The sequence below is a fragment of the Mesorhizobium denitrificans genome, from assembly GCF_003403035.1.
Classification (GTDB): domain Bacteria; phylum Pseudomonadota; class Alphaproteobacteria; order Rhizobiales; family Rhizobiaceae; genus Mesorhizobium_G; species Mesorhizobium_G denitrificans.
In genome coordinates, this window is record NZ_QURN01000012.1 from 20497 (window position 1) to 44413 (window position 23917).

Below are 23917 nucleotides of genomic sequence, written 5' to 3' on the forward strand. Positions count from 1 at the left end.
GTGTCTCCCCTAGACTTGCGCCCTGATGTGCGGGGCGCGGCCATACAGCGCGACCATCGGCAGGATCAGGAGGCCAAAGATGAATTGTTGCCACTCGTATTTTAGGCCGATGCCAATCAGGAACGAGCTGAGAACCTGTAAAACCAAAACACCGATGACAGTGTATCCATAGCCACCAAGACCCCCCATGAGCGAGGTGCCGCCGATGACCACGGCTGCCAGAGTCGTGAAGAGATACTGGTCGCCGACGCCGATGAACCCGCCCCCGCTCCAGCCGAGAAGCAGTGAACCCGTGAGCGCCGCCGAGATTCCGCTGATGGTGTAGGCCAGCGTCCAGTATTTGAACTCGGAGATGCCAATCAGCTTGGCCGAGCGGCGATTGCCGCCAAGTGCATAGATGTGTCGTCCGTAGGCAGTATATCGCAATCCGACAATCACGATGATCGCGAGCACGATCCAGAGAATAATGGTTGGTGGAACCGAGAGGCCGAACGTCTTGCCGTTCATGGCGGCCAGATTCTGCAACCACTTCGGAACCGGCGCAAAGACGTTGCCGCTGAAGGACGAGCCGATGCTTGTAAGAATCTGGACAAGACCGGCAACGGCGAAGCCCATTCCGAGTGTCAGGATCAATGCCTGCCCCTGCAGGCGGTAGGAAAGCACGCCGTTCAGGAAGCCGATTCCACCACCGATGATCAACACGAAGCAGAACGCCAGCCATGGCGGCACCCCGAGACTGACGAGAAACAGCAGCCCGATGTTGGATGCTCCGATCACGAAAGGAATGGAAAGATCAAGACCGCCGAGCAGCGCGACGAGGGTCTGGCCAATGCATGCGATGCCGAGAAAGGCTGCGAACAGCAGGATTGCACGGATATTCGCAGCCGAAAGGAAACCGCTGATCGTGAAGGAACTGATGACGATGAGCGCCAGAAGCACGATCAGGCCGATGAATGCACTGCGGCCATGCGAGAAGCGGTTGCTGACCTTGAACGCGAACACCAGGATCGCTTCCAGCAGCAGGAACGCGATGAGGTTGCCGAGTGTGCGGAAGGTCGGCACGGTTGCCGTGATCAACAGGTAGACGATCAGCATCGTCACCATGACGACGATCACAATTCTGTTGTTGGCCCAGAGGGAGCGCGGCCCCTCTGCCGTTTCGTTGGTTGCTTCGGGAGTCGCGGTTGCGTCCAGCCGTCCCTCGAAGATGACCGCGATATAGTTCAGCAGCCCAAACAGGATTGCGACGAGCACGACCGTATAAAGGATAACCTGTTGCGCGCTGATGCCCTGCCAGAATCCCAGCCCGAAGCCGATGGCGCCGACAATGAAGGTGAGCGCCAGATTGAGCCAGACAAGGGCGCGAGAGCGCGGAATGAAAGCAGAGCTGCTGCGCGCGGGCAAATAGGTCTGGCTCATGGCGAGACTCCCGACGATTGCTGGGGCGGCGAAACGCTGTCGGCATGGGTCTGCTCACCCACGACGAAAAAGAGCAGCAGGATCAGCCCGCCGATAAAGACGTACATGAAAGCGCCGAAACGAACTGCGGCGGCTTCAGCAACGATCATACGCGCCGTGAAGACCAGAACCGCGAGTGCGGCGACCCCGATCATCGCCATGCGCTGGATCGGGCTTAGATCGACGAACCCTAAAACCCCACCATCTGCAATCGGGAGCAGGAAATACCCCGCCGCACCAGTGGCCGCTGGCTTAGCCGCACCTGCGGCAGCATCCGCCAGCACATATGCGTCGTAGGTGCTGACTTGCAGCATGATGCCGACGACAATCGCACCGAGAACGATGAAGGCGGCGAAGGGTGAAATAAAGTAGAGATAGCGCCCGATCACCGGCACCAGCAGCGTCAGCAACAGCGACAGCACGAGGATCAGACCATAGAAAAGCTGCGTGACGAAGGCTTGCGTTGCGCCGAAGTTGAAGGTCGCGAGTACATAGCCGATGAGGAAGAGATTCACCGCCCCCAAAAGCGCACCCGTCACGCCGCCGCGTCCGCCCGACAGGCTCACGCCGCCAAGCACCAGAGCCGTGACCGCAGTAAGCGTCATCGTCGTGCCCTGGGTCGGGTCGCCGGATGCGATGAGCGCTGTGTAGCAGATCGCCCCCAGACCAACGAATATACCGGCGATGATATGCGCGCCAACCCGGACAAGGTTGATGCGAACGCCACTCGTATAGGCCGCACGCTCGTCATAACCCATCAGGCGAAGGTTCGAATAGAAGGAGGTGACTGTGAAAAGCAGCCAGCCGCCAATCGCCAGTAGGAGAAGGAGGAGGACCGGCGAGAATATCGTCGTACCCACGCCCCACGATAACATCCACTCCGGTGCTGAACCGCCGGGGCGCGGAAGGATGACGAGATTGATGCCGGTCAACGCAAGGAATCCGCTGAGCGCAACGATAATCGGCTGGACGCGCACGAAGATGATGATGAGGGCGAAAAGCAGTTGATAGAGGACACCTATACCGATCGCGACGAAGAACACGCCGAAGGGACCGGTGACCACCTCCAGGCCATTCAACCTGACCAGTGATACGTTGATAAAGGCCAGTAGCGGGCCGACTGCCAGATCGACAGTGCCTCGTCCCGCCACTGCGAGAGACATCAATGAGAACGTCGCGAAAATCAACGGGGCCGCCACGATGATCGCGCTGCCGAAGCCCGCCATTGAGACGAGATTCGGCCCCCTGATAACCGCCGTGCCCAAGAGCAAGGCGATCAGCAGGATCGGCACGAGCAGGTAGGTGTTTTGTGAACCCCTGGACTGCGACATCGAACGTTAGCCTGACAACCTGATCAGCTGAAATCGACGACGCGGCGGCCGTCGGCAGCCTTGTCGCGACCGGCGGGGCGCGGATCGGATGAGCCGGTTCGGCTCTGGATCGCACCGCGTTGTCCACGCCGCTCCGGATCGTTGCTGATGATCTTGTTCAGCACCGGCGTCACGACGCCCTTGAACTTCACCGGGTCTTCCGAAGTTGGGAAGTGGCCACCGCTGAAGATCACAACTTCCGAGTTCTTGACCTTCTCGGCTGTGCGTTGGGTCATTTCCGGCGTGCAGGCGAAATCATAGTCACCGGTCAGGAAATAGATCGGCACCTTGCCGGAGATTTTGTGGACCTGATCCCGGATATCGGAGTCGACGCTGTAGAAAAACAGATCGCCCTTGAAAACGCCGGGACCACCCTGCGCATAGTACCAGGCCGTCTCGTAGCGGTAATCGTCCGGCGATTCAGGGGACATAAGCCCGAGCATGCAGGTCGAGATCGCGTCGCCGCCGTGAATTTCGGGATGATGCAGCGGATCGATCCACCAGCCGGGTGAATAATCACAGCCTTCCAGCGAGATCAGCGCCGAGAACTCATTCTCGTGCTTGAGTGCGAGCCAAAGGCAGACATTGCCGCCCATCGACTGGCCCATGATAACCGGCTTCTTCAGGTCGAGCGCCCGGCAGAACGCAACGATGAAATCGCAATAGAAGCGGGTCGTCAGCTTGTACTCGTCCTCCATGAGATGAAAGTCGGAGGGCGGCAGCGATTTGCCGTGCCATGGCAAGTCGAATGCAATGACGCGGAAGTTCTGGGTCATGTCGGGATCGCAGAGTTGGTGCCGATATTCGCGCGCATCGGCACCCGCGGTGTGGAGGCAGACCAGCGGAATGCCTTCGCCGTTCTCCTCGTAATAGGTGCGGTAGGTTTTGCCCTCGCACTGGACGTAAACATAACGTCCGACAATAGGATCGTGTGTGTTCATCTTGGTTCTCCTGTCGGCGTTTTCAGACTTGGCGCATCAGGGCGAGCATGCGCGAGAGCGTTTTGAGGTGCTGCCAGAACGGAAGCGTGTTGCCCTCGATCGACAGCTGCTTGTGAAGCGGGTGAGCCATTGCCCAGATGTCGTTGAACATCGGCGGTGGGACCGGTTGGCTGAATTTCGACCAGGCGCTGGCAGGCGCCTTCAAGGCGAAATCGTAGCCCATGTCGCTCGGCGAAAGGCCTTCGGCGATACGCTGGATCTTGCCCCCGGCGACGACGATCAGATACTCGATTTCATCGATTCCAAGCACGAAACGCCCGGTGAAAAAGCGACCCGTGACCGGCAGGATGCGATCGTTGTTGACGATGCGAGCCCACCGTTCGAGCCATTCGAGATCCAACCCTTTTCTGTTGGAATACTTGCTCATGCAGTCCTCCTGTATTCACATGACGAGAGCCCGGGCTAGCCGGGCAGAGATTGCTTTGCCGGCCCGTAGACCGCGACGAACGATGCCGCGTCGATGGAAACCGGCATGACCGCGGCGGCAAAAGCGGTAAGGTCGGCATCGGCTGGCAGGTCGAGCCTGTCTGCCTTCAAAGCGTAGAGGGTGAAAAAATATCGATGCTCGCGATCCGGCGGCCACGGGCCACCATATCCCCGCCCGAAGCCCGGAATCTTGAATGTGACGAAGTCGCTGTTGAACTCGACCGCCCCTTGGGGAAGCCCTTGGCCCCCGCTTGCACCTTCGGGCAGCTCGCGAATATTGGCTGGAATGTTGGTGACGAGCCAGTGCGCGAATGAACGGGGGAAGTTGAACGCCTCCGGCAGATCCGGGTCGGTAATCGAGAGCGCGAAACTTCTCGTACCTTCAGGCGCGCCGGACCAAATCAGACGTGGCGACGTCTTGGAGTCCTCCGTGAATCTGGCAGGGATGATCCCGCCCGGCGCGATATCCGGCGCATGCAGCTTGAATGACGGCGTGGCTGCCATTTCAGTCACCTCCCTTTCCTTCTGGAAATTGACGACGCGAGGCACTGGACGGCCATCTTCGAAACGAGGCACATGCGACGCAGCCGCGGCGCTGTCTGTTTTGTCGGCGTTCTGGTTGGCCGGCTCACCCGGCATACGCGCGGTCGCCTTTCGACCGAACATCGCGTTTAGTATAACGTGGCCGTCATAAGGCGGCTCGAAGTCTGCCGAGATCGATCCGTTTCTGAAAACGTGAACACGCGTGCACAGATTGAGGAATTCCTCGATCTCGCTTGACAGGAAGAGCACGGCGTTTCCGCGCGCAGCAAACACTTTGAGGTTGCGGTAAAGATCCAGCTTCGCCCCAATGTCGATACCGCGCGCCGGATCGTTGAGAACGAGAACGACAGGCTTTTCGGCAAAGGATCGGGCGATCAGGACCTTCTGTTGGTTGCCGCCGGAAAGCGAGGTGATCAGGTTTTGCCGATCTCCCATCTTGACCGCAAGCTTGCCCGCCTCCCATTCGAAGACCGGGCTCAGTTTCGTCCTGTTGATGAGGTTGAGGATGCCGCCAGCGCGGTACTCCTTGTAGACCGGCATCATCATGTTCTCGAAGATGGAGAGGTTGGCGAAAATGCCTTCCTTCTTACGATCTCCGCTCACGTAGCTCACATCGTTATCGCGCGCGGATGTGAGGTCCGAAATAACGGTGGCCTTGCCGTCGCGAACAACAGTCATCTCACCGGCTTCCAGAGGCTGGATGCCGGCGACCGCCCTTACGAAATCCGCCTGCCCCTGCCCATCCAGACCCGTGACGCCTACCACCTCGCCTGGGTAAAGAGTGAAATTGAACCGGAGGGAGTCGGACCAGACTTTTGCGTCGAAGACCCGCAGAAGGGCGGCGTCGCTCTGGCGCGCGGGAAGCGGTTGATCCTGCAGGGTCTTCTCGCGCTCCGGCCCGGCGATGAGTTCAAGGATACGTGCCTCTGTGATTTCCGATTTGCTGAGGCGACCGACATCGACACCGTCGCGCAGGACTGTCGCACGATCTGCGATCCGCACCAGCTCGGCGATGCGGTGCGTGACGATCAGGATGCTTGCCCCGCGCGCCTTGAGCTGCCGCATCTTGCGGAACAGCCGCTCAGTCGACTCGAAATCAAGCGCTGCGGAGGACTCGTCGAGAATGAGGACTTTCGGATCGGTCAGCAGCGCGCGGGCGATGGTGATCCATTGTTTTATGCTCAGAGGCAGCTCGCCAACGAGCGTAGATAGGTCAACATCAAAGCCGAGCAGTTCGCGCATGAGGGCCCCGGCCTTGGCTTCCTTGTCCTCCCGGTTCATCGACGCGCCGGTGAGGCTGTCGGCACCGAGATAAAGGTTGTCCAAGACGGAACATTCGTCCGCGACGAGAACTTCCTGAAAGACGTTGGAGATGCCGAGTTTTCTTGCCTCGTATGGAGACGTCGCGCTCTTGCCGAGAATTGAGACCTGTCCGCTATCGGGAATGAGGACGCCTGAAATCACTTTTGCCAAAGTGCTCTTGCCCGAGCCGTTGCCGCCAATAATAGCGTGGACCTCGCCCGCATAGGCCGTGAGGTTGGCGCCCCCGAGTGCCACGGTGGGCCCGAAGGTCTTCCTTACAGAAGAGAGTTCGACCGTTGGATAAGCCATTGCCTACATGCACGGGATCTTTCCCGTGTTTCGGGTTAAAAATGTTAAGCACGAAAGGCCGTCCCGCCACGATGGCGGGACGGCTGCTTGGGAGGCCTTTTACGGCTTGAACGCCTCTGGATCGGCAGGATGCAGGAAGAACTGGTCAAGGTATTCCTTGCTCGCCCAGTTGTTCGCCCCGACATTGTACCACTGGTCGGAATCTTCGCTGCAGTCCGCGGGGATCGCCTTTTCAAGCTGTTCGTAGTTCATCACCTGCGGCTTGGTCAGGATTGACTGGACCTTTGGACCCTGTCCCTGAAGCGTGCGCATCATGACATTCCAACCCAGCTCGAAGTCGTCTCCCGGAGGCCACGCATGAATGGCCTCGGTGACGAAATCCTTGTTCTTGCGCCAATAGCAGAGCGCGCCCACCTCGCCGCCGATCGAGAACGGAACCATATCGCGCCCGCTCTGCTGGAGCGCGCGCAATGCGCCAAGTTCCGAGGCAGACTGGATGATGATACCGTTTAGCTCACCGGGGTTTGTGGCAAGCCACTTCTGGATTTCGGACTGCGCGACCTGATCGGTCCACATGCCGGCAACCTGACCGACGACCTTGATGTCCGGATGCTTTTCGAGGGCTTTGAGAACCCCCACGTTTTGTGAATCCGAGGCGGACGCGCCGGGGATGCCCTCGACAATCAGGACATTGCCCTTGCCGCCGATCTGCTGCGCCATCCATTCGCCAAGCATGTTTCCGCCGACAACGAAGTTGGCCGACGAGTTCACGGCATATGGCGACGTCAGGTAGCCGACGGCCGAAAACACCGGGACGTCCTTCTGATGCGCGTACTCGACCGTCTGGTTCAGGGAGGTCGGGTTCGAGCAGCATACGATAATGGCATCGACACCCTGATCGACGAGCTGACGCATCTGCTGGATCTGCGTCGAGTCATTCAGGTTCGACTGGGTGATGATTACGTCCTTGATCAGACCAAGCTTCTTCCACTTCGGAATGATCTCGTCCTGAAGGCGGCTCATGACGGCAGCGCGCCAGGTATTTCCAGCGTAAGAGCTTGCGTAGCCGATGGTCCACGGCGGACCCTTCTTGGGCTTCCATTCACGATAAGCGCTCTCACCGATAGGCTGCATCGGATCGAGCATGTCTTTATTGTACAGCTCGTCCTGAATCTGTTTGGGTAGTTCATCGACGCCGGCAGCAAGTGCGGGCGAGATGCTTGCGAGCGCTGCAATAGCTACAGCGCTTCGCAACAAGGTTGCGAATTTATGTGCCAATTGTTCCTCCCATCAGGCGCAGCGATGGACCGCCGCGCCACAAGCCCTTGATGAGCTTCAAGCGAGACTAACGGACAGATTTTCGGAACGGGTAATACATTTTCACGATGAACGTTATACGCGTTGGCTATGGGTCGAAGACAAATGAATACGTTGATTGTCGGCGACAAATGCAATCCACAGCGAGTGTCCCCTTCCCTGCCCAAGACTCCCTATTCACATTGAGCAGACATTGTGGTGCGTTCTTCAAAGATGACGGAGGATATCGTGGCGACTATGAAAGTGGGCACCGAAGTATTTAGCTTAAGCGTTATGACGCAAGCCGATACGCCGCGCGAACAACTCGATTCAGAGGCAATGGCCATCTACGAGATTTTCGCCGAACGTGAGCGCGAATTCGGATTCAGTCCAGATGTCGTTGTCGAGTATCCGCCAATCGGTGAATCGCAAACGGGTGGCTTTCTCATTGACCCCGTTGGCTACATCGCCGCGCGTGTCGCGGAACTTCAGAAGAGCCGCCCGATCTCGCAAATTGTCGTGCTGACAACCTACGGCCAGCAACTGCTGGGGCCGCTCTCTGCGGCCGGTTACAAGCCTGTACAAATCGACATGCCGGCCGGCCCGGATCATACATACGCGTTTACGCTGGTGCGTGATATTCAGCCGACGAATGCCTGCTCGCTTTACCTTGAAGCGGTCAACGAAGCAGATGACAAAATCCGCCCCACATTCGTGCTCAAGCTGATCGACAGCAATGGTCGGCTCTGTGGTGGTGCGTGCGGCTCTGTCCACGAACGCGACGGTAAACGCTTTGCCTATCTGTCAATGCTGACGCTTGTACCGGGCCTGCCACCCACAACCGGTACACGATTGACCGAGGCGATGATCGAGGCTTTGCGCCAGCAGGGCGTGAGCACGATGCACCTCGGCACACAAACGGCAGGCCGCTTTTACGAGAAGCTCGGTTTCCGGGTCACGCACCGTCTGGTGGAAGGTTTGCGCACACGCATGTCTGGCAGCGGGAAGCACCTGAGCGACGATCTGGTGATGATGAGCATCGATCTTTAACGCAAACACCATGTGCGCCGATGATCGGAGCGCCTAAGCATCAAGATCAAGTGTTTGTTGCTGGCTCGGGTAGACAATGGCTCCATCGGGCTGGACCAGCGCGCCTGAGGTCAGGCGCGCCTCCTCAAGGCGGCCCGCGCTCATGATGTGGAAGACGGTTTCGCCAGCCGCGAGAAGGTAATCTGAAATGATGCGACGATGACATCGCCACCAGACCGCCTCCGAGCACATTATGGCCGAGCGTCGCTTGCTTCCATCGCGCAACAACTGCTCAAGACCAGCGCGAAACTGCTCCGAAAGCGCATAATCGGCATAGTTATGGAAACTTTCGTTTGTCCAAAAGCCGTTGACGTCCGCAGGCAATGTTCGGGCCTTGCCTCGAAGACCGCCCAGAGCAGCAATATGCTCGTAGGAAATCTGGAAGGCTGCCAAGGAGTCGGGCAGCCGGTCTTTGTTGAATTGCGGATTGGTTCTCGACATCGGGATCTTCCTGACATCGACCAGAAGTTCCACTTGCGCTTCACGCAGAAGCGCCACAAAGACTTCGATGCTCCTGTTTGAATGACCGATGGTGAAGAATGGCAGCTTCATCTGCCGGCATCTGGCGCGTAGCTCAGCACTGAGCCCCTGTGTGCCGCGATATGGTCTGTCTTGTCGCTCTTGATCTCGTATTGAGGATCGCTTTCCGTAGCGCGGTGCGTGTGTCCCTTGTAGTCGAAGTCACTGGTATGGATCGCAATGATGGTTCCCGATACATAGCCAGCTTCGGAGTTCCAGGTCACATGGTCACCGATTTTGAACCGCTTTGTCATTTTGCTAGATCCTCGCACATTGCCGGCTCTGGACTGCATCCCGTTTGACGGATCGGCGATGGGTTGCATCAAGCACCAGCGCCCCCTGCCCTGAAATCGTTCGGCGAAAGCAGGCGCAGGTCGGAATGCGGGTTAATTTCATTGTAATCATCGAACCATTCTGGCAGCAAGACTTGGACCAATCGCATTTTCGGAGCCGTCGTTTGAGTAACGTAGCTGCCAGCGGCATCCACCATGTCACGCTCATAACGCGCCACGTGCAGGCCAACGTCGATTTCTATGTCGGCTTCCTCGGCCTACGACTGGTGAAGCGCACCGGAGGCTACGAAGATGCCTTGCAGCTTCACCTGTTCTACGGTGACCGTCTCGGTTCACCGGGTTCGCTGATTACGTTCCTCGTATGGGAAGATGGCGCGCCGGGACGGGTGGGTACCGGCCAAGTAGCCGAGATCGCCCTTGCGGTGCCACCTGACAGCCTTGGCGAATGGATGACGCGCGCCTTGCGCGCAGGGGTGCCGTTCGAGGGACCGTCGCGCGAATTCGGTGAGCCGGTATTGCGGCTGAAGGATCCTGACGGGATCATCGTCAAGCTGGTGGGTGCTGATCTTGCGGCCGCGCAGTCCTGGGGCGATGAGGCGGTGGCGCCACGCCGACTGCGCGCGGTGACGATCCTGACCGAGACGCCAGAGGAGACTACAAGCTTCGTCGGCCGTTTCGGCTACCGGCCGGGGCCGCGCATAGGCAATACAACGCGCATGATCTCCGATACCGACGCGGTCGATATCCGCGATGTCTCCGGCTACGTGCCGGGTATTCCCGGCACCGGCACCGCCGACCATGTCGCCTTCCGTGCGCCGAACGTTGAGGCCGTCCGCGCCGAAGAGCGCGCACTGGCGCGCCTCAACTCGTCAGCAACCAACATGCACGACCGCAAGTATTTCACCTCGCTCTATGTCCGCGAGCCGGGCGGAACGCTGATCGAACTCGCCACTGACGGGCCGGGCTTTACGGTAGACGAAGATACGGAGCGTCTTGGCGAGACGCTGCTGGTGCCGCCGCACGACAAGGAAAGAGCGCGGGATATCGCGGTCATGTTGCCGCAATTTTCCATGCCGGGAACACCCCGCATGGCGCCGCGCGATTTGCCGTTCGTGCATCGCTTCCACGTGCCCGACGATCCCGACGACAGCACGATCGTGCTGCTTCACGGCAGTGGCGGCAACGAAGCCGACCTGATGCCGCTTGCCCGCCGGATTGCCCCACGCGCAACGCTGCTTGGCGTGCGCGGGCGCAGCCATGAGGAAGGCAACGCCCGCTGGTTTCGCCGGCTGACGGCGGTCAACTTCGACCAGGCCGATATTCGTGCCGAAGCGGAGGCTTTCGCGGCTTTCGTCGAGGGGGCAATCGCCGCCTATCGGCTCGATGAAGCGCACCTAACCTTTCTCGGCCACTCCAACGGTGCGAATTTCGCCGCAGCCGTCATGGCGCTCTACCCGCAGGTAATCCGCCGGGCGATACTGCTGCGCGCCATGCCGGTGCTCGAGACGTTGCCGCCCGCAGATCTTGATGGCGCGAGCGTGCTGATGGTGGCAGGTGCGCGCGACCCTTTCGGCAAAGACGCGCCGGCGCTGGCGGACTGGCTCAGGGCAAGTGGCGCGAAACTGGATATGCGCACAGTCGATGCCGGTCACGATCTGGTGCCGGACGACGAGGCGCTGGCGAGGCATTGGTTACAGCGCGAAGAGCCGGTTGGCGCCTGACCGACCCCCGCTAGACCCTACAGGAACAGCCGGACGATGAGCGGCACGACCAGAGAAGTCGCGATTGCGTTGAGCGCCATGGCGATGCCGGCGAATAGCCCGGCGGTCTGATCGACATCGAACGCTCTCGCGGTTCCGATGCCGTGAGAGGTCAGCCCGACCGCAAAGCCGCGCGCGGCATAATCCTTGATACGCATGGCGTTCATGAAGGGTGTGACCACGAGCGCACCGACAATTCCAGTGAGCACGACCAGCACGGCAGTGAGCGACGGGTTGCCGCCCAGCGATTCCGAAATCGCCATCGCCACGCCCGCGGTCGCCGACTTGGGCAGGAACGCGATCAGCACATCGCGCGAAAGCCCGCCCCATGCCCCCATGAGCATAATCGACAGCGCAGCGGTGAACGAACCGACTACGAGAGCTGCAACCATCGGCACAAGCGCCCGCTTGACCTGCCGCCATTGCCGATACAGCGGCACAGCGATAGCCACCGTGGCCGGACCGAGCAGGAAGTGGATATATTGGGCGCCCGCGAAGAACTTTTCGTATGGCTCGCCCGACAGCTTCAGCGTGCCGGCGAGTAGCGCGATTGAAATCAAAACCGGATTGGCCAATGGATGGCGTTTCAGGCGCGTGGAGACGGCAACGGCAAAGAGCCACGCGAAAAGGGTGAGGGTCAGCCACAGCAGCGGTGAGGCGGACAGGTAGACCCAAAGTTCGGTCGGTCGCTTCATGGAACTATTCCCGTCCGATCAGCCGCTGCACGGCGATGAACGTCCACACCGTCGCGGCAAGCGTGATGATTGCCGAGGCCACGAGGATAGCCAGAAGGATGCCGGCTTGGCTCTGCAACTCGCTCCAAAGCGCGACGATACCGACACCAGCCGGCACGAACAGCAGGCCGAGATTGGCAAGGAAGCCGTCAGCCGCCGTTTCCGCCTCGGAAAACAGGCTGAAGCCCATCGTCTTGCAGAATTGCATCGCAACGAACAGCAGGACGAGCCCGACCACCGGTCCCGGCAGCGGGATGCCGGAGCTGAACACGATGCTCTCCCCGATCAACTGGAACAATAGCAGGAGGGCGATTCCCTTGATCATCGACGAGCCTTTCCAGAGCGGCGTGACGGAGTTCTGGTCCATTGTTTACTGCACGTTGAGCGCGATGAAAACGATTGGTTGCACCCCTGCCCTGCGCGTGTACTTGCGACCTGTCGGGGATTGATCTGAGCGTATCAGGCCGCCTCGTCGGTCTTCTGGTCGAAGATCATCTGCGCAGTTGCAATCTCGGCTTCGTTTGCAATCGCCCACCGGCCAAGTTGCTCGATCGGCTCGCACAGCGAATGGCCAAGCGCAGTTAATTCGTAGTCGACACGCGGCGGCTTGGTGGCGAACACGGTGCGCTTCACCAATCCATCACGCTCCATGCCCTTGAGAGTCAAGGTCAGCATACGTTGCGAGATTGTGCCGATGACGCGCTTGATCTCGTTGAAACGACGCGGCCCGTCGCGCAGCGCCATGACGATCAGCACGCTCCACTTGTCGCCGACGCGAGCCAGAATGTGACGCACGGGCCGACACGTCTCCAGAAGATTGACCGGGTCAGGTAACATCCATGTGCCTTCTTGCATAAGGTTTTCCAGTTCCGATATTAGGCCAAGTTACAAATATATACTGCAGTGCAGGCTGCCCTTCAAGGAGCGCCGCCGCAAGGAGAACGACATGGAAATCGGCATCTACAGCTTCGGCGATGTACAGAAAGACGCGACGACCGGCGAGCTTGGTTCCACGGCCGAAGCCACACGCAACCTGCTTGAAGCCATTCAGTTGGCCGATCAGGTCGGGCTCGACTATTTCGGTATCGGCGAGCATCACACACGTGAAATGCCGGCATCTGCCGCCACGGTGATCCTCGGCGCGGCGGCTGCATCGACGAAGAACATCAAGCTCGGCAGCGCTGTTACTGTGCTCAGCACCGACGATCCGGTGCGTGTCTACCAGCAATTCGCAACACTCGACGCGCTGTCCAACGGCCGCGCCGAGATCACGGCGGGGCGAGGTTCCTCGACCGAATCCTTTCCGTTGTTTGGCCACAGCCTCAACGACTACGACGCGCTCTATGCTGAAAAGCTCGACCTTCTGATGCTGATCAACGAAAGCGAATCGGTAACCTGGAACGGAAAATTCCGCCCGGCGCTCAATAAGGCGCAAGTGGTGCCGCGTCCCGATGGCGGCTCGCTGCCGATCTGGCTGGCGACCGGCGGTAATCCGCAATCCTCGGTCAGAGCCGGCCTCAACGGCCTGCCGATTTCATATGCAATCATCGGCGGCCAGGCCAACCGCTTCGCGCCGCTGGCTGAACTTTATCGCCGAGCGGCCGCTCAGGCAGGCGTCGCGCCCGAGAAAATCAAGGTTTCGGTCGCCAGCCCCGGCTTCGTTGGTGAAGATGCAGCCAAGGCCAAGGATTTCTTCTGGACCCACTGGCACGCGGTGATGGAGCAACTGGGCAAGATCCGCGGCTTCGCGCCGCCGCCCCGCTTCCATTATGACAAGGAAGCGAGCGGTGACGGAGCGCTGTTTGCGGGCAGCCCCGAGGAAATTGCCGAGCGCATCGTGAAGCTGCACGGCAGCCTCGGCCATATGCGCCAGTTCTTCCAGATCGACGTCGGTCAGATGCCGCATCGGGAATACCTGCGTTCGATTGAATTGTTCGGCACAAAGGTCAAGCCGCTGGTCGATGCAGCGCTTGGCGACAAGGCGAAAGCCAAGGAGGCAAATCGTGACGCCTGAAATCCGCTCGATTGGAATTCTCGGTGCCGGCAGGGTCGGCACCGCCCTGGCACGGCTGGCGCTCGCCGCCGGCTATGAGGTGCGCGTCGCGACGGCGCGCCCGCCGCACGAGATCGCGCTGCTTTTGGAGGTGATGGCACCCGGTGCCGAACCGCTGTCAGTGGAGGCGCTGATCGCGACCAGCGACATCGTGATACTCGCCTTGCCGCTTTCGAAATATCGCGAGCTGCGCCCGGAGCTGTTTGCCGGCAAGATCGTCATCGACGCCATGAACTATTGGCCGCCGACCGACGGCACGATCGAAGATTTCGAGCGCGCAGCGTCGAGCAGCGAAATCGTGCAGGACCATCTGGCAGGCGCGCGTCTGGTGCGCGCATTCAACCATATGGGCTATCACGAAATTGAACAGGAAGCGCGGCCAGAGGGCGACCCTGCGCGTCGCGCACTGGCAGTGGCAGGCAACGATGCAGACGCACGCGCTGCCGTTTCCGGCTTCATCGATCGGCTGGGCTACGACCCGATCGATGCCGGGCCGCTGATGGCCAGCCGCAACTTCGGTGTTGGCACGACCATATTTGGCGCTGCCTTCGACCGCACCGAAATGGCGCAGCTACTTGCCAGCGCTCACCAGCGGGAGGCTGCCTAGCAGCCTTTCCGCTGTGCAAGACCAAACCCGGATTCTTTACTAGCCCGTTCAGATAGCCAGGATCCAGACCGAAGTCAGTGCCGTAATGCCAGCCGCAATGCGGCTGAACATGCTTGTCGAACTTGGCGAAACCAACATCCTGTTCAACTGCGCGGCGAGTATTACGGTACCGAAGAAAACCGTGCCGAACGCGGCGAAGGTCGTCGCCACCACCAATGCGGCATGCGCAAAACCAGCTAGGCCAACCGGCGCCACGATAGGCAAAAGCAGCATTTGCATAATAAGCGTCGTCGGATTGCCGATGCAGATCGCTACGCCTGCGCCAGCCGACGACAGCAATCCCGCCTTTCCCGATTCCGAACCTGAGATATTGGAGTGGTCGTTCCACATCTTGAGCGCGAGCCAAAGAAGATAGACGACGCCTGCATATTTGGCAGTAGCGAGCAATTCCGGCTTGGTCTGCGCCCAGATGCCTATGCCGAGAATAACAGCGATGACGGCGATAATTTCTCCCAAGCAGAGGCCAGCAGCGAAGGCCAGAGCGCCTTTTCGATTGCCGATGACAGACCGGGCAACCAGAACCGCCATTACCGGACCTGGCGATGCAGCGTAGACGAGCAGAGCCACGAAATATGGGCCAAACATCCAATAGTTCATTTTGTCCCTCCCGATGAATGGGGGGACGAAGAAAGCTGTTTTCTCTCCAGTCCTGCCCCGGTCGAACATGTGTTCGACGGAGGCAGTTGAATCCAAAGTGACCGCGCATCACATCAGGTAATCACCTGATTTGCGATCACCTCGGGCCCGTTTATCGGTGAATCTGATATTCGAGTTCTGTGTGGAGGCGCAGATATGTTTCGCCCCGGCTGCGATACGCCCTATCGGATATTGTCGGGGTCCAGCAGGCCGATCCTGACCGCCGCCAGCAACAGGCTTGCGGTCGAATTGACCTCAAACTTGCGCAACAAATTGGTTCGGTGCGTGTCAATTGTCTTGGGGCTGACACCAAGCGCTTCGGCGGCGCCCGCATTGGTTTGCCCGCGGGCGATCGCAATCAAAACAGCAATTTCGCGGTCGGTGAGTTGAACGTGCGCCCGAGACGATTTCATCAAGAGCGCGGCACCAGCGCTAACTGCGGTTGCACCCGCAAGAACTCGCCGGACCACATCTATGAACTCGGATTCACCACCCTCTTTCAGGCAAATGCCGTGAATTCCGGCCTCAACAAGTTTGCGCAACGTCGCAGCGGTTGCAGTGCCCGTCAGCAACACAAAACGCGTGTCGGGGCACCAGCGCTTTGATTCAAGAAACACTTCCAGTCCGGTCGCGCCCGGCATATTGTGATCCAATATCGCGCAATCCGGTTTGGACTTTCTGATTTCGATAATGGCACGGATTCCATCAGGCACGATCCCGATAATTTCAACGTCATCCAGGACGCCCAGCGCCTTTGCAATGCCCCAAGAGACGAATGCATGATCGTCTGCAAGGAGGACACGCTTTTTCACCAGCAGTTCTCCCGCGCTTGCACGCCGATGCTGCAATTCGTTCTGATGATATTTTGCACGTTTTTGACTTCCCCCGTTCCGCCGGCCATCGCCGCCGAGCGCAATCCGCTCGTGTTGACAGGTCCGGTGGACACGCAAGCGCTTTGCGCCCATTTCGAATACACCACAGATGACGCATGGGAAATCACCATTGGCGATTTTGCCGGATCTTCTTCCATCGATATGAAGCCGCTACCGGGACCAGTGCCGGATTTCGGTTACACCGCCGCGCGCATCTGGCTCAGGGTGCCCGTGGTTAACCAGACAAAGGACGTATCCTCCTGGCGTTTTTACGTGCATGCGAATTTTACCCAGAAGATATCAATATGGAAGATCAGCGCCGATAACCAAATCATCACGCTGCTCAACCTCGACGAAGACACTCCGTTTAGCGCCAGGCCGATCCAGCATCCGCAACTGGTCGCGCCCTTTGCGTTAGAGCCGGGTGAAGCGGCGACTATCGTCATGGCCTACTATTCGCAAGGCGCATCCCGGTTGACCATGTCAATCGAAACGCCCGAGAGCTATGCCGCGCTGATGAGCGTTGCGCAGGCCAAAAGCTACGCGTTTTACGGCATGATGCTCGTCATGATTACGCTGGCTTTGGCCGCGCTGGTGACATTGCGGCAGTCGGTCTTTGCCGCCTATGTCGGCTATCTCTGTTCGGTGCTGATTTATGTCGCCCACGCCGACGGCGTAGCATTCCAGTATCTCTGGCCCAATTTCCCGCGGTTCAACTCGATGGCGTCGGTCGTGGCCGGATCGGGCGTCATGGTATTTGGCGCACTTTTTGCCATCACCTTCCTGCAAACAGCGCGCTATCACCCGGTGATGCATCGCGTCCTTCAGGCGGTAATCGCTATCATAATCGGGCTTGACGTTCTTCTTTGGATCGCTGATCCGCAACTGCTCAAACGCATTCTCGTCTACATGATAACAGGCTCGGTGCTGGTGTTTCTGGCCGCGGCACTCAACGCGAGCAGAACCCGGTTCCGTGAAACTCGCTTCTACGTCGCTACATGGTTTGCATTGTTGATTCCTGCGGGTCTGTTCACGGCGCGCTACGCGTTCGGGCTCGAATCCCAGACTTTCCCCGTCTACGACGCGGTGCGCATCGCGCTGGTCTGCGACGCGCTGCTAATGGGCCTCGCCATATTTGACCGCTACAACCAGCACCGGCAGGCTGCGATGCAGGAAACGCTATCGCAGAGCGAGCGCAACCTGGCGCTGGCGCAGCGTCTCGCCGTGCTGGAGCAAAGCTACCAACAGGTGGAAGCAACCGCCCGCGAGCGCGAGGAAGGCGTCAAGGACACGGTGCATGACCTGCGCCAACCGATGCATGCGCTACGGCTTTCTTTACGCCAGATGTTCAGCGGGCAATCCGACAAGTCGACCGATTTCGGCCAGATCGAGTCGGCGCTTGGCTACATGGAGCAACTTGTCGACAAACGACTTGCCGAGCAGCCGAAATGGGAAAATACGGTCGACGTTCCATCTGCTGCCGATGCTGGAAAAACCGTGGACGAACCCGGGCTCTATGCGGTGCTGCGGGGCGTCACCGACATGTTTTCATCGGAGGCAAGGGAAAAAGGCTTGCAACTGCGGCTCATACTTTCAGCACCAGACGCAAAAGTTGATGCGTACGCACTGATGCGACTGCTCTCCAATCTCGTCTCCAACGCAATCAAGTATACCCGTCAGGGACGCGTCGTCGTTGGCCTCCGGCGACATAAGGATAGCTACCGCGTCGAGGTGCATGACACGGGACCTGGCCTCAGCGGCGATGCGTTTGAGCAGGCCTTGCAACGCAACAAACGCCTCGAACGAGATATTGACGCCGCAGATGGAAGCGGGCTTGGGCTGACAGTCGTCAAGGAAATCGCCGACACGCAGAAATGGCGCCTAAGCTCATGCGCGGATCGCCGATCTGGCGCCAGCATTCGCGTCGAACTCTAGCGCCTTTTGGCCATGCTTTGGCGGCGCAACTAGCTCTTATGGAGCGCCAGGTGAACACCAAGCCCGACAAGGATACCGCCGCCGACCTTCTGTATGATCCGCTGTGCTGATTTCGAGTTGCGCAGCCTGCCGACAATCGCCCCCGCCAGCACGACGCACACGATGTCTGCGGATGAGAATATCAGATTGACGATTGCGCCTAGCACCAAAAACTGCGCCCAAACTGGCAAGCCCGCTGCCGAATCTACGAATTGCGGCAAGAACGCCATAAAGAATATTGCGGTCTTTGGGTTCAGAACTTCGACCATAATGCTTTGACCGAACGCCGCGCGGCCAGACTTGGCTGCAATTGGCGATGGCTGGCCATCCGAAGCTTTTGCGAAAATCAGATTAAAGCCGAGCCAAGCCAGATACAGCGCACCGGCCAGCTTCACAGCTGCGTACAGCGCTGGAACTGCATGAAAAAGCACGGACAAGCCCGCGGCGGCAGCTATGATATGCGCATAGCAGCCAATGTGAATGCCAAGGCTCGCCATTAGTCCTGCGTTGCGGCCGCGCGCCAAGGTTTGAGCCGCAGCGTACAGCATTGCAGGGCCCGGAATATACGCGAAAAGCGTCGTGGTAATGATGAATGCAATCAGGATATCAGCGCTGGGCATTGGGCCTCACTCTTCGTCCAACGGCAGTTCTATCACCATGCCATCATGCGCCGGCTCGACGTTATCAGGCGTTTCGTTCTGCACGGTATCGTAGTCCAGCGGCACATGCATATGCGTGAGCGCCGCGCGTTTTGGGCTTAGCCGCTCGATCCAGCCGAGCGCTTCGTCAAGGCTGAAATGGCTTGGGTGCGTGCGGTATTGCAAGGCGTCTATTATAAGGCAATCCAGCCCATGCAGGCGCGCGGCGGTGGCATCTGGAAATGCCGAAACGTCTGAGCAATAGGCCAAATTGCCAATGCGAAAACCGAGGGAAATGATGTCGCCGTGAATTTGAGGCAACGGCTCGAGACGTATAATGCCGCCTCTCCCACCGATTTCCACCGAATGCGAATGGTCGATCAGATGGGCCTTTACGATGGGCGGATATGAGCTGCCTTTGGGCGTTTCAAAGCAATAGCCGAACGCCTCTTTCAAGCGAAAGAGAGTGGAGCGATCTGCATAGATATCAATAAGATGCTGCTGCTCGATAACGTAGCTTCGCAAGTCATCAATGCCGTGGATGTGATCGGCGTGCGGATGGGTATAGACAACGGCGTCGATGTGCTGGACGCTCGCCATGAGCATCTGATCACGGAAGTCTGGACCTGTATCGATCACCACGGTCGTAGTGCCGTTTTTACCGATGCGCTCGACCAGCGCTGCGGCACGACGGCGACGGTTTTTCGGATTGGCGGGATCGCAAGCGCCCCAATCACCATTGACGCGCGGAACGCCGGGCGACGAGCCGCAGCCCAAAATCGTCAGGCGCAGCAGGTCCGCCATGCTCAGGCGACCCCGATCGGTCGCGTGGCGCGGGAAAAGAGCCGGAAGAAATTATCCGTGGTCAGCTTTGCGATTTCCTCATTGCTGACACCGATTGTCTCGGCCAGCACCGCCGCTGTGTTGACCACATAGGCTGGTTCGTTGCGCTTGCCACGATAAGGCGGCGGCGCGAGATATGGCGCATCCGTTTCGACCAGCAGACGGTCACGCGGAATTTCACGAGCAGTATCGCGAATCTCGGCGGAATTCTTGAACGTCAGAATGCCCGAGAAGGAGACATATCCACCGAGCTCTACGCCTTTAAGCGCGAGTGCTTTGCCTGAAGAAAAGCAATGCAGAACGAAGGGGAAAACGCCCTTCCCTGTTTCCTCTTCGAGTATGGCGGCGATGTCCTCATCGGCCTCGCGCGCATGAATGACCAGCGGCAAACCGGTGATGCGGCTGGCGGCTATGTGTGTGCGGAAACCGACGGCCTGATCGTCGCGCGGAGCCTTGTCGTAGTGATAGTCCAGTCCGGCCTCGCCTATGGCGACGACCTTGGGATGCTCAGCAAGCTTTACTAGTTCGTCCACGGTGATGCCGCGCTCTTCGCCGGCATTGTGCGGATGCGTGCCGACAGAGCAGAAGACATCGTCGTAAGCCTCTGCAATTGCTTTAATTTCGTCAAAGCGGCGCACGCGGGTCGAGATCGTGACCATAGTGCGCACGCCAGCCGCCTTGGCACGCGCAACAATGGCCGCGCGCTCCTCAGCGAAATCCGGAAAATCCAGATGACAGTGACTGTCGACCAGCATTCTTACGCTTCTTCCTTGTCCACATAGCGTGGGAAAACCGGCTGCGGCGCGGGCAATGGCGAGCCGAATTTCAGCGCGTGGTCTTCCGACAGATGCGCGAAGCTGCGCTCATCTTCGGGCACGGCCAGAAGATCCAGCAGCTTTGCGGCGGAGCCCGGAATGAATGCCTGACACATGACGGCAACACGCCGAATGACTTCGGCTGTCGTATAGAGCACCGTTTCCATGCGTGCGGGGTCGGTTTTCTTGAGCGCCCAAGGCTCCTGCGCAGCGAAATAGCGATTGGCCTCCGCGACGACGGCGAAGATGCCCGCAAGCGCGGTGTTGATCGCCTGATCTTTCATCGCGATGCGCGCGCCTTCGAGCGCCGCACTCGCCTGATCCAAAATGGCGGTGTCGGCATCGGCCAGCGCACCCTTGTTCGGAACGGCGGCGTTGCAGTTTTTCGCAATCATCGAAAGCGAGCGCTGCGCGAGGTTGCCAAGATCATTGGCAAGGTCTGCATTAGTGCGGTTCACGATAGCGTCGTGACTATAGCTGCCATCCTGCCCGAACGGCACTTCGCGCATGAAGAAATAGCGGACCTGATCCAGCCCGTATTTATCCACGAGTTCGAACGGATCGACGACATTGCCGACCGATTTCGACATTTTCTCCCCACGATTGAACAGGAAGCCATGCGCAAACACACGCTTCGGCAGTTCAATGCCTGCCGACATGAGGAACGCAGGCCAATAGACCGCGTGGAAGCGCACAATGTCCTTTCCGACAATGTGGACAGCGGGCCAATAACGCCATTGTGGATCGCTGGTATCGGGATAGCCCGCGCCGGTGATGTAGTTCGTCAGCGCGTCCACCCACACATACATGACATGCTTGGGATCGCCAGGAACCGGCACGCCCCAATCAAAGGTCGAGCGCGAGATCGACAGATCTTTCAGACCGGATTTTACAAAGCTGATGATCTCATTGCGGCGCTCGGACGGACCGATGAAATCAGGGTTGGCTTCGTAATAGGCCAGCAGTTTTTCCTGATAGGCGGAAAGTCGGAAGAAATAGGTCTGCTCCTCATTCCACTCGACGGGCGAGCCGAGCGGCTCTCGGCGCACGCCATCGTCGCCGACGGTCGTTTCCTTCTCGTCGAAATAGGCTTCCTGCCGCACGGAATACCAGCCGGAATAACCGCCGAGATAGATGTCGCCATTGGCCGCCATCTTTTCCCAGATTGCCTGACTGGCGCGATAATGGCGCGGCTCGGTGGTGCGAATGAACTGATCGTTCGAGCATCCGAGTTTGACCAGCATTTCCCTGAAAACCGCCGAATTGCGGTCTGCAAGTTCCTTGGGCGTGATGCCGATCGTGTCGGCGTTCTGCTTCATCTTCAGGCCGTGTTCATCCGTGCCGGTGAGGAAGAATACATCCTTTCCGTCCAGCCGCTGGAAACGGGCCAGAACATCGGTCGCGATGTCGGTGTAGGCATGACCGATATGCGGCTTGCCGTTCGGATAGAAGATGGGCGTAGTTATATAAAACGTCTCGCGGGACATGCGCGGCAACTCTCAGGAATGGCTGTTCGGATCGACTATTTTCAGCGCGCCAGCACGGAACAGGCGCTGGGCCAACTTCACATTCGCCCGCTTTGCGGCTTGAGTGCGGTGTTCAGGCGGCTGATCATCGTCAATGCGTGCTGTTTCTGATCAAGGTTATATGTTGCCGTCTCGGTTATAGCTATCCGTGCCATATGCCAAGCGTCTGACAACTTTTTTGCGCGATTTGTATCGCCCGATTGCGCAGCGTCTGCGGCGGCATTGGCCAGAAGCTCAAGCGCCCGCCCGTTAAATACATCAAGCTGGATTGCGCTGTCGCGCCCACTCACAGCTTCAGCGAGGCGTTGGGACGCCGCAATGTCTGCGGAACCGGTGGCGAGAGCGTCAAGCGCGGTGGCGATTTCCACGCCGCCATATTGCTGCAGAATGATCGCGTTGCGTGCGCTGCCCTCCGACCGCGCGAGCAGAGCGTCGCTGACGCGTTCGTCGTCGGGCCACTGGCCCGCGCGTACCAATACTTCCGCTAGATCTTTATCATTTAGCGGCGCGAGCCGAATAACCTGACAGCGCGAGCGGATGGTCGGCAGCAGCGCGCCGGGCGAATGAGCAATGAGAATGAAAATGGTGCGCGACGGCGGCTCCTCAAGATTTTTGAGCAGCGCGTTGGCGGCGGCGGCGCGCATATCGTCCGCCGGGTCGATAATGACGACGCGATAGGAACCATTGCCAGAGGTGAACGACAGAAAGCGCCCAATGCGTCGGATTTCATCCACCGACAGCACTGTCTTGAAGCCCTTCGTTTTGTCGTTCGCGGGGCGCGTGAGGTGCAGCACGGAAGGATGCGCGCCGCTCGCGATCTGGCGGTAGATCGGAGAGTCAATGGCGACCGGTTCGAAGTTCGCACCAGGCTCCGCGCCGCTGAGCAGATGGCGCGCGAAGGCGAAGGCAAATGTCGCCTTGCCAATGCCCTGCGGCCCGGCCAGCACGATGGCGTGAGGCAGGCGCCCTGCCTTTTGCGCCGCCAGCAACATGTACTGCGCTTCAAGGTGGCCGACGAGTTCCGGCGTTTCGGACGGCTCGGCAATGCCTTCCAGCGAGTCGTGTTGCTGTGGCGCCAACCGTTCCTCGCTCATGCCTGCACCTCTTGCCCAGGCGCATAATGCTTTTCGAGCGCGGCAAACACGACTTCCGCAATGGCGAGTTCTACGGTGTCAGGATCCTGATCCGCGTTGATGACTTTGCAGCGCTGTGGCTCGTTGGCGGCAATGTCGAGATAAGCCTGCCTGCGTTGCTCGTGTATGGCGATGGTTTCCTTTTCGAAGCGGTCCGCGCCTTCTCCCTCCGATCGTCGCGCCGCTGCGCGGTGCAAACCGGTTTCGGCGTCGAGGTCCAAGAACAGCGAAAGGTTAGGCATCATGCCGTTTATCGCAACGCGCTCGATGGACGCCATCAAGCCTCGTTCGATGTTGCCGGTAACGCCCTGATAGACGCGCGACGAGTCAATAAAGCGGTCGCACAGCACGATCATCCCGGAGTCGATTGCCGGACGGATAATCTGTTCGACATGGTCGGAGCGCGCAGCGGCAAACAACAGCGCTTCCATTTCCGGGCCGAACTCTTCGGCCGCGCCGGAAAGCAGAACGTGGCGCACGGCCTCTGCACCGGGTGAACCACCCGGCTCGCGCGTAACGAGAACGGTGTAGCTCTTCTGACGCAGCTTTTCGGCCAAGCGTTCGATCTGGGTCGATTTGCCCGCACCCTCCCCGCCCTCAAAGGTTATGAAAAATCCCCGCGCCAATGCTCTTATCCAAGGTTTTGGTGAAACCTACTTA

At 59.1% G+C, this 23917-nt stretch carries 24 protein-coding genes; 5 read left to right on the forward strand and 19 right to left on the reverse strand.

What is annotated here, in order from left to right:
- Nucleotides 1–9 precede the first annotated feature (9 nt).
- The 6 genes from DY251_RS15205 to DY251_RS15230 form a co-directional block, all read right to left on the reverse strand.
- Entirely contained in the window at nt 10–1419 is a 1410-nt protein-coding gene (locus DY251_RS15205) for an ABC transporter permease (protein WP_116624777.1), read from the reverse strand.
- Nucleotides 1416–2789: an ABC transporter permease gene (locus tag DY251_RS15210; RefSeq protein ID WP_116624778.1), complete on the reverse strand. Its 1374-nt coding sequence runs from the start codon at nt 2787–2789 to the stop codon at nt 1416–1418. Before DY251_RS15210 ends, DY251_RS15205 begins: the two co-directional genes overlap by 4 nt.
- Before the next feature lie 23 nt (nt 2790–2812).
- Nucleotides 2813–3769 (reverse strand): alpha/beta fold hydrolase, encoded by a 957-nt coding sequence (locus DY251_RS15215; RefSeq protein ID WP_116624779.1) that lies wholly within the window; start codon nt 3767–3769, stop codon nt 2813–2815.
- Between the two features lie 22 nt (nt 3770–3791).
- Complete coding sequence (locus DY251_RS15220) at nt 3792–4196, reverse strand: hypothetical protein (protein WP_137113816.1); 405 nt, start codon at nt 4194–4196, stop codon at nt 3792–3794.
- Between the two features lie 35 nt (nt 4197–4231).
- Nucleotides 4232–6409: a YbhB/YbcL family Raf kinase inhibitor-like protein gene (locus DY251_RS15225; protein WP_116624781.1), complete on the reverse strand. Its 2178-nt coding sequence runs from the start codon at nt 6407–6409 to the stop codon at nt 4232–4234.
- Between the two features lie 99 nt (nt 6410–6508).
- Nucleotides 6509–7687, reverse strand: a complete 1179-nt coding sequence (locus DY251_RS15230; RefSeq protein ID WP_245415987.1) for an ABC transporter substrate-binding protein — start codon at nt 7685–7687, stop codon at nt 6509–6511.
- 267 nt (nt 7688–7954) lie between these two features.
- On the opposite strand from DY251_RS15230, the gene DY251_RS15235 reads away from it, so the two are divergent.
- Nucleotides 7955–8755, forward strand: coding sequence for a GNAT family N-acetyltransferase (locus tag DY251_RS15235; protein ID WP_137113815.1), 801 nt, complete (start codon nt 7955–7957; stop codon nt 8753–8755).
- Between the two features lie 33 nt (nt 8756–8788).
- Here DY251_RS15235 and DY251_RS15240 read toward each other — a convergent pair whose 3' ends face one another.
- Both DY251_RS15240 and DY251_RS15245 read right to left on the reverse strand, forming a co-directional pair.
- Entirely contained in the window at nt 8789–9346 is a 558-nt protein-coding gene (locus DY251_RS15240) for a DUF488 domain-containing protein (RefSeq protein ID WP_116624783.1), read from the reverse strand.
- Nucleotides 9343–9567, reverse strand: a complete 225-nt coding sequence (locus DY251_RS15245) for a hypervirulence associated TUDOR domain-containing protein (protein WP_116624784.1) — start codon at nt 9565–9567, stop codon at nt 9343–9345. The genes DY251_RS15240 and DY251_RS15245 overlap by 4 nt, the downstream gene beginning before the upstream one ends.
- A 203-nt stretch (nt 9568–9770) precedes the next feature.
- Here DY251_RS15245 and DY251_RS15250 point away from each other — a divergent pair, with 203 nt between their 5' ends.
- Nucleotides 9771–11327 carry a VOC family protein gene (locus tag DY251_RS15250; protein WP_245415988.1) on the forward strand — a complete coding sequence of 519 codons (1557 nt, stop codon included), beginning with the start codon at nt 9771–9773 and terminating at the stop codon, nt 11325–11327.
- A 17-nt stretch (nt 11328–11344) separates the two neighbouring features.
- Here the strand turns inward: DY251_RS15250 and DY251_RS15255 are convergent, their stop codons facing one another.
- The 3 genes from DY251_RS15255 to DY251_RS15265 form a co-directional block, all read right to left on the reverse strand.
- The gene (locus DY251_RS15255) at nt 11345–12061 is read right to left on the reverse strand and encodes an LrgB family protein (protein WP_116624786.1); all 717 of its coding nucleotides are present in this window, start codon (nt 12059–12061) and stop codon (nt 11345–11347) included.
- A 4-nt stretch (nt 12062–12065) separates the two neighbouring features.
- Nucleotides 12066–12467, reverse strand: a complete 402-nt coding sequence (locus DY251_RS15260) for a CidA/LrgA family protein (RefSeq protein ID WP_245415989.1) — start codon at nt 12465–12467, stop codon at nt 12066–12068.
- A gap of 92 nt (nt 12468–12559) precedes the next feature.
- Entirely contained in the window at nt 12560–12955 is a 396-nt protein-coding gene (locus tag DY251_RS15265) for a winged helix-turn-helix transcriptional regulator (RefSeq protein ID WP_425373307.1), read from the reverse strand.
- A 91-nt stretch (nt 12956–13046) separates the two neighbouring features.
- On the opposite strand from DY251_RS15265, the gene DY251_RS15270 reads away from it, so the two are divergent.
- On the forward strand, nt 13047–14114 hold the full coding sequence (locus tag DY251_RS15270) for an LLM class flavin-dependent oxidoreductase (RefSeq protein ID WP_116624787.1): 1068 nt from the start codon (nt 13047–13049) through the stop codon (nt 14112–14114).
- Nucleotides 14062–14760, forward strand: a complete 699-nt coding sequence (locus tag DY251_RS15275) for an NADPH-dependent F420 reductase (protein ID WP_116624788.1) — start codon at nt 14062–14064, stop codon at nt 14758–14760. Before DY251_RS15270 ends, DY251_RS15275 begins: the two co-directional genes overlap by 53 nt.
- 48 nt (nt 14761–14808) lie before the next feature.
- Here DY251_RS15275 and DY251_RS15280 read toward each other — a convergent pair whose 3' ends face one another.
- Both DY251_RS15280 and DY251_RS21305 read right to left on the reverse strand, forming a co-directional pair.
- On the reverse strand, nt 14809–15417 hold the full coding sequence (locus tag DY251_RS15280) for a LysE family translocator (RefSeq protein ID WP_158553263.1): 609 nt from the start codon (nt 15415–15417) through the stop codon (nt 14809–14811).
- 221 nt (nt 15418–15638) lie between these two features.
- Nucleotides 15639–16268, reverse strand: a complete 630-nt coding sequence (locus tag DY251_RS21305) for a LuxR C-terminal-related transcriptional regulator (RefSeq protein WP_158553264.1) — start codon at nt 16266–16268, stop codon at nt 15639–15641.
- On the opposite strand from DY251_RS21305, the gene DY251_RS15295 reads away from it, so the two are divergent.
- Nucleotides 16236–18263 carry a sensor histidine kinase gene (locus DY251_RS15295; RefSeq protein ID WP_137113812.1) on the forward strand — a complete coding sequence of 676 codons (2028 nt, stop codon included), beginning with the start codon at nt 16236–16238 and terminating at the stop codon, nt 18261–18263. The two genes, DY251_RS21305 and DY251_RS15295, sit on opposite strands and share 33 nt — an antisense overlap.
- A 29-nt stretch (nt 18264–18292) precedes the next feature.
- Here the strand turns inward: DY251_RS15295 and DY251_RS15300 are convergent, their stop codons facing one another.
- From DY251_RS15300 to tmk, 6 genes are all read right to left on the reverse strand, one after another.
- Nucleotides 18293–18922: a LysE family translocator gene (locus DY251_RS15300; protein ID WP_116624791.1), complete on the reverse strand. Its 630-nt coding sequence runs from the start codon at nt 18920–18922 to the stop codon at nt 18293–18295.
- Between the two features lie 6 nt (nt 18923–18928).
- A complete protein-coding gene (locus tag DY251_RS15305) occupies nt 18929–19744 on the reverse strand; it encodes an MBL fold metallo-hydrolase (protein WP_116624792.1) in 816 nt (271 codons plus the stop codon).
- 2 nt (nt 19745–19746) lie between these two features.
- Nucleotides 19747–20538, reverse strand: a complete 792-nt coding sequence (locus DY251_RS15310; RefSeq protein WP_116624793.1) for a TatD family hydrolase — start codon at nt 20536–20538, stop codon at nt 19747–19749.
- A gap of 2 nt (nt 20539–20540) precedes the next feature.
- Nucleotides 20541–22085 (reverse strand): methionine--tRNA ligase, encoded by a 1545-nt coding sequence (gene metG / locus DY251_RS15315; RefSeq protein ID WP_116624794.1) that lies wholly within the window; start codon nt 22083–22085, stop codon nt 20541–20543.
- A 77-nt stretch (nt 22086–22162) separates the two neighbouring features.
- Nucleotides 22163–23218, reverse strand: coding sequence for a DNA polymerase III subunit delta' (locus DY251_RS15320; protein WP_116624795.1), 1056 nt, complete (start codon nt 23216–23218; stop codon nt 22163–22165).
- Entirely contained in the window at nt 23215–23883 is a 669-nt protein-coding gene (gene tmk / locus DY251_RS15325; protein ID WP_116624796.1) for a dTMP kinase, read from the reverse strand. The genes DY251_RS15320 and tmk overlap by 4 nt, the downstream gene beginning before the upstream one ends.
- Between the last annotated feature and the right edge of the window lie 34 nt (nt 23884–23917).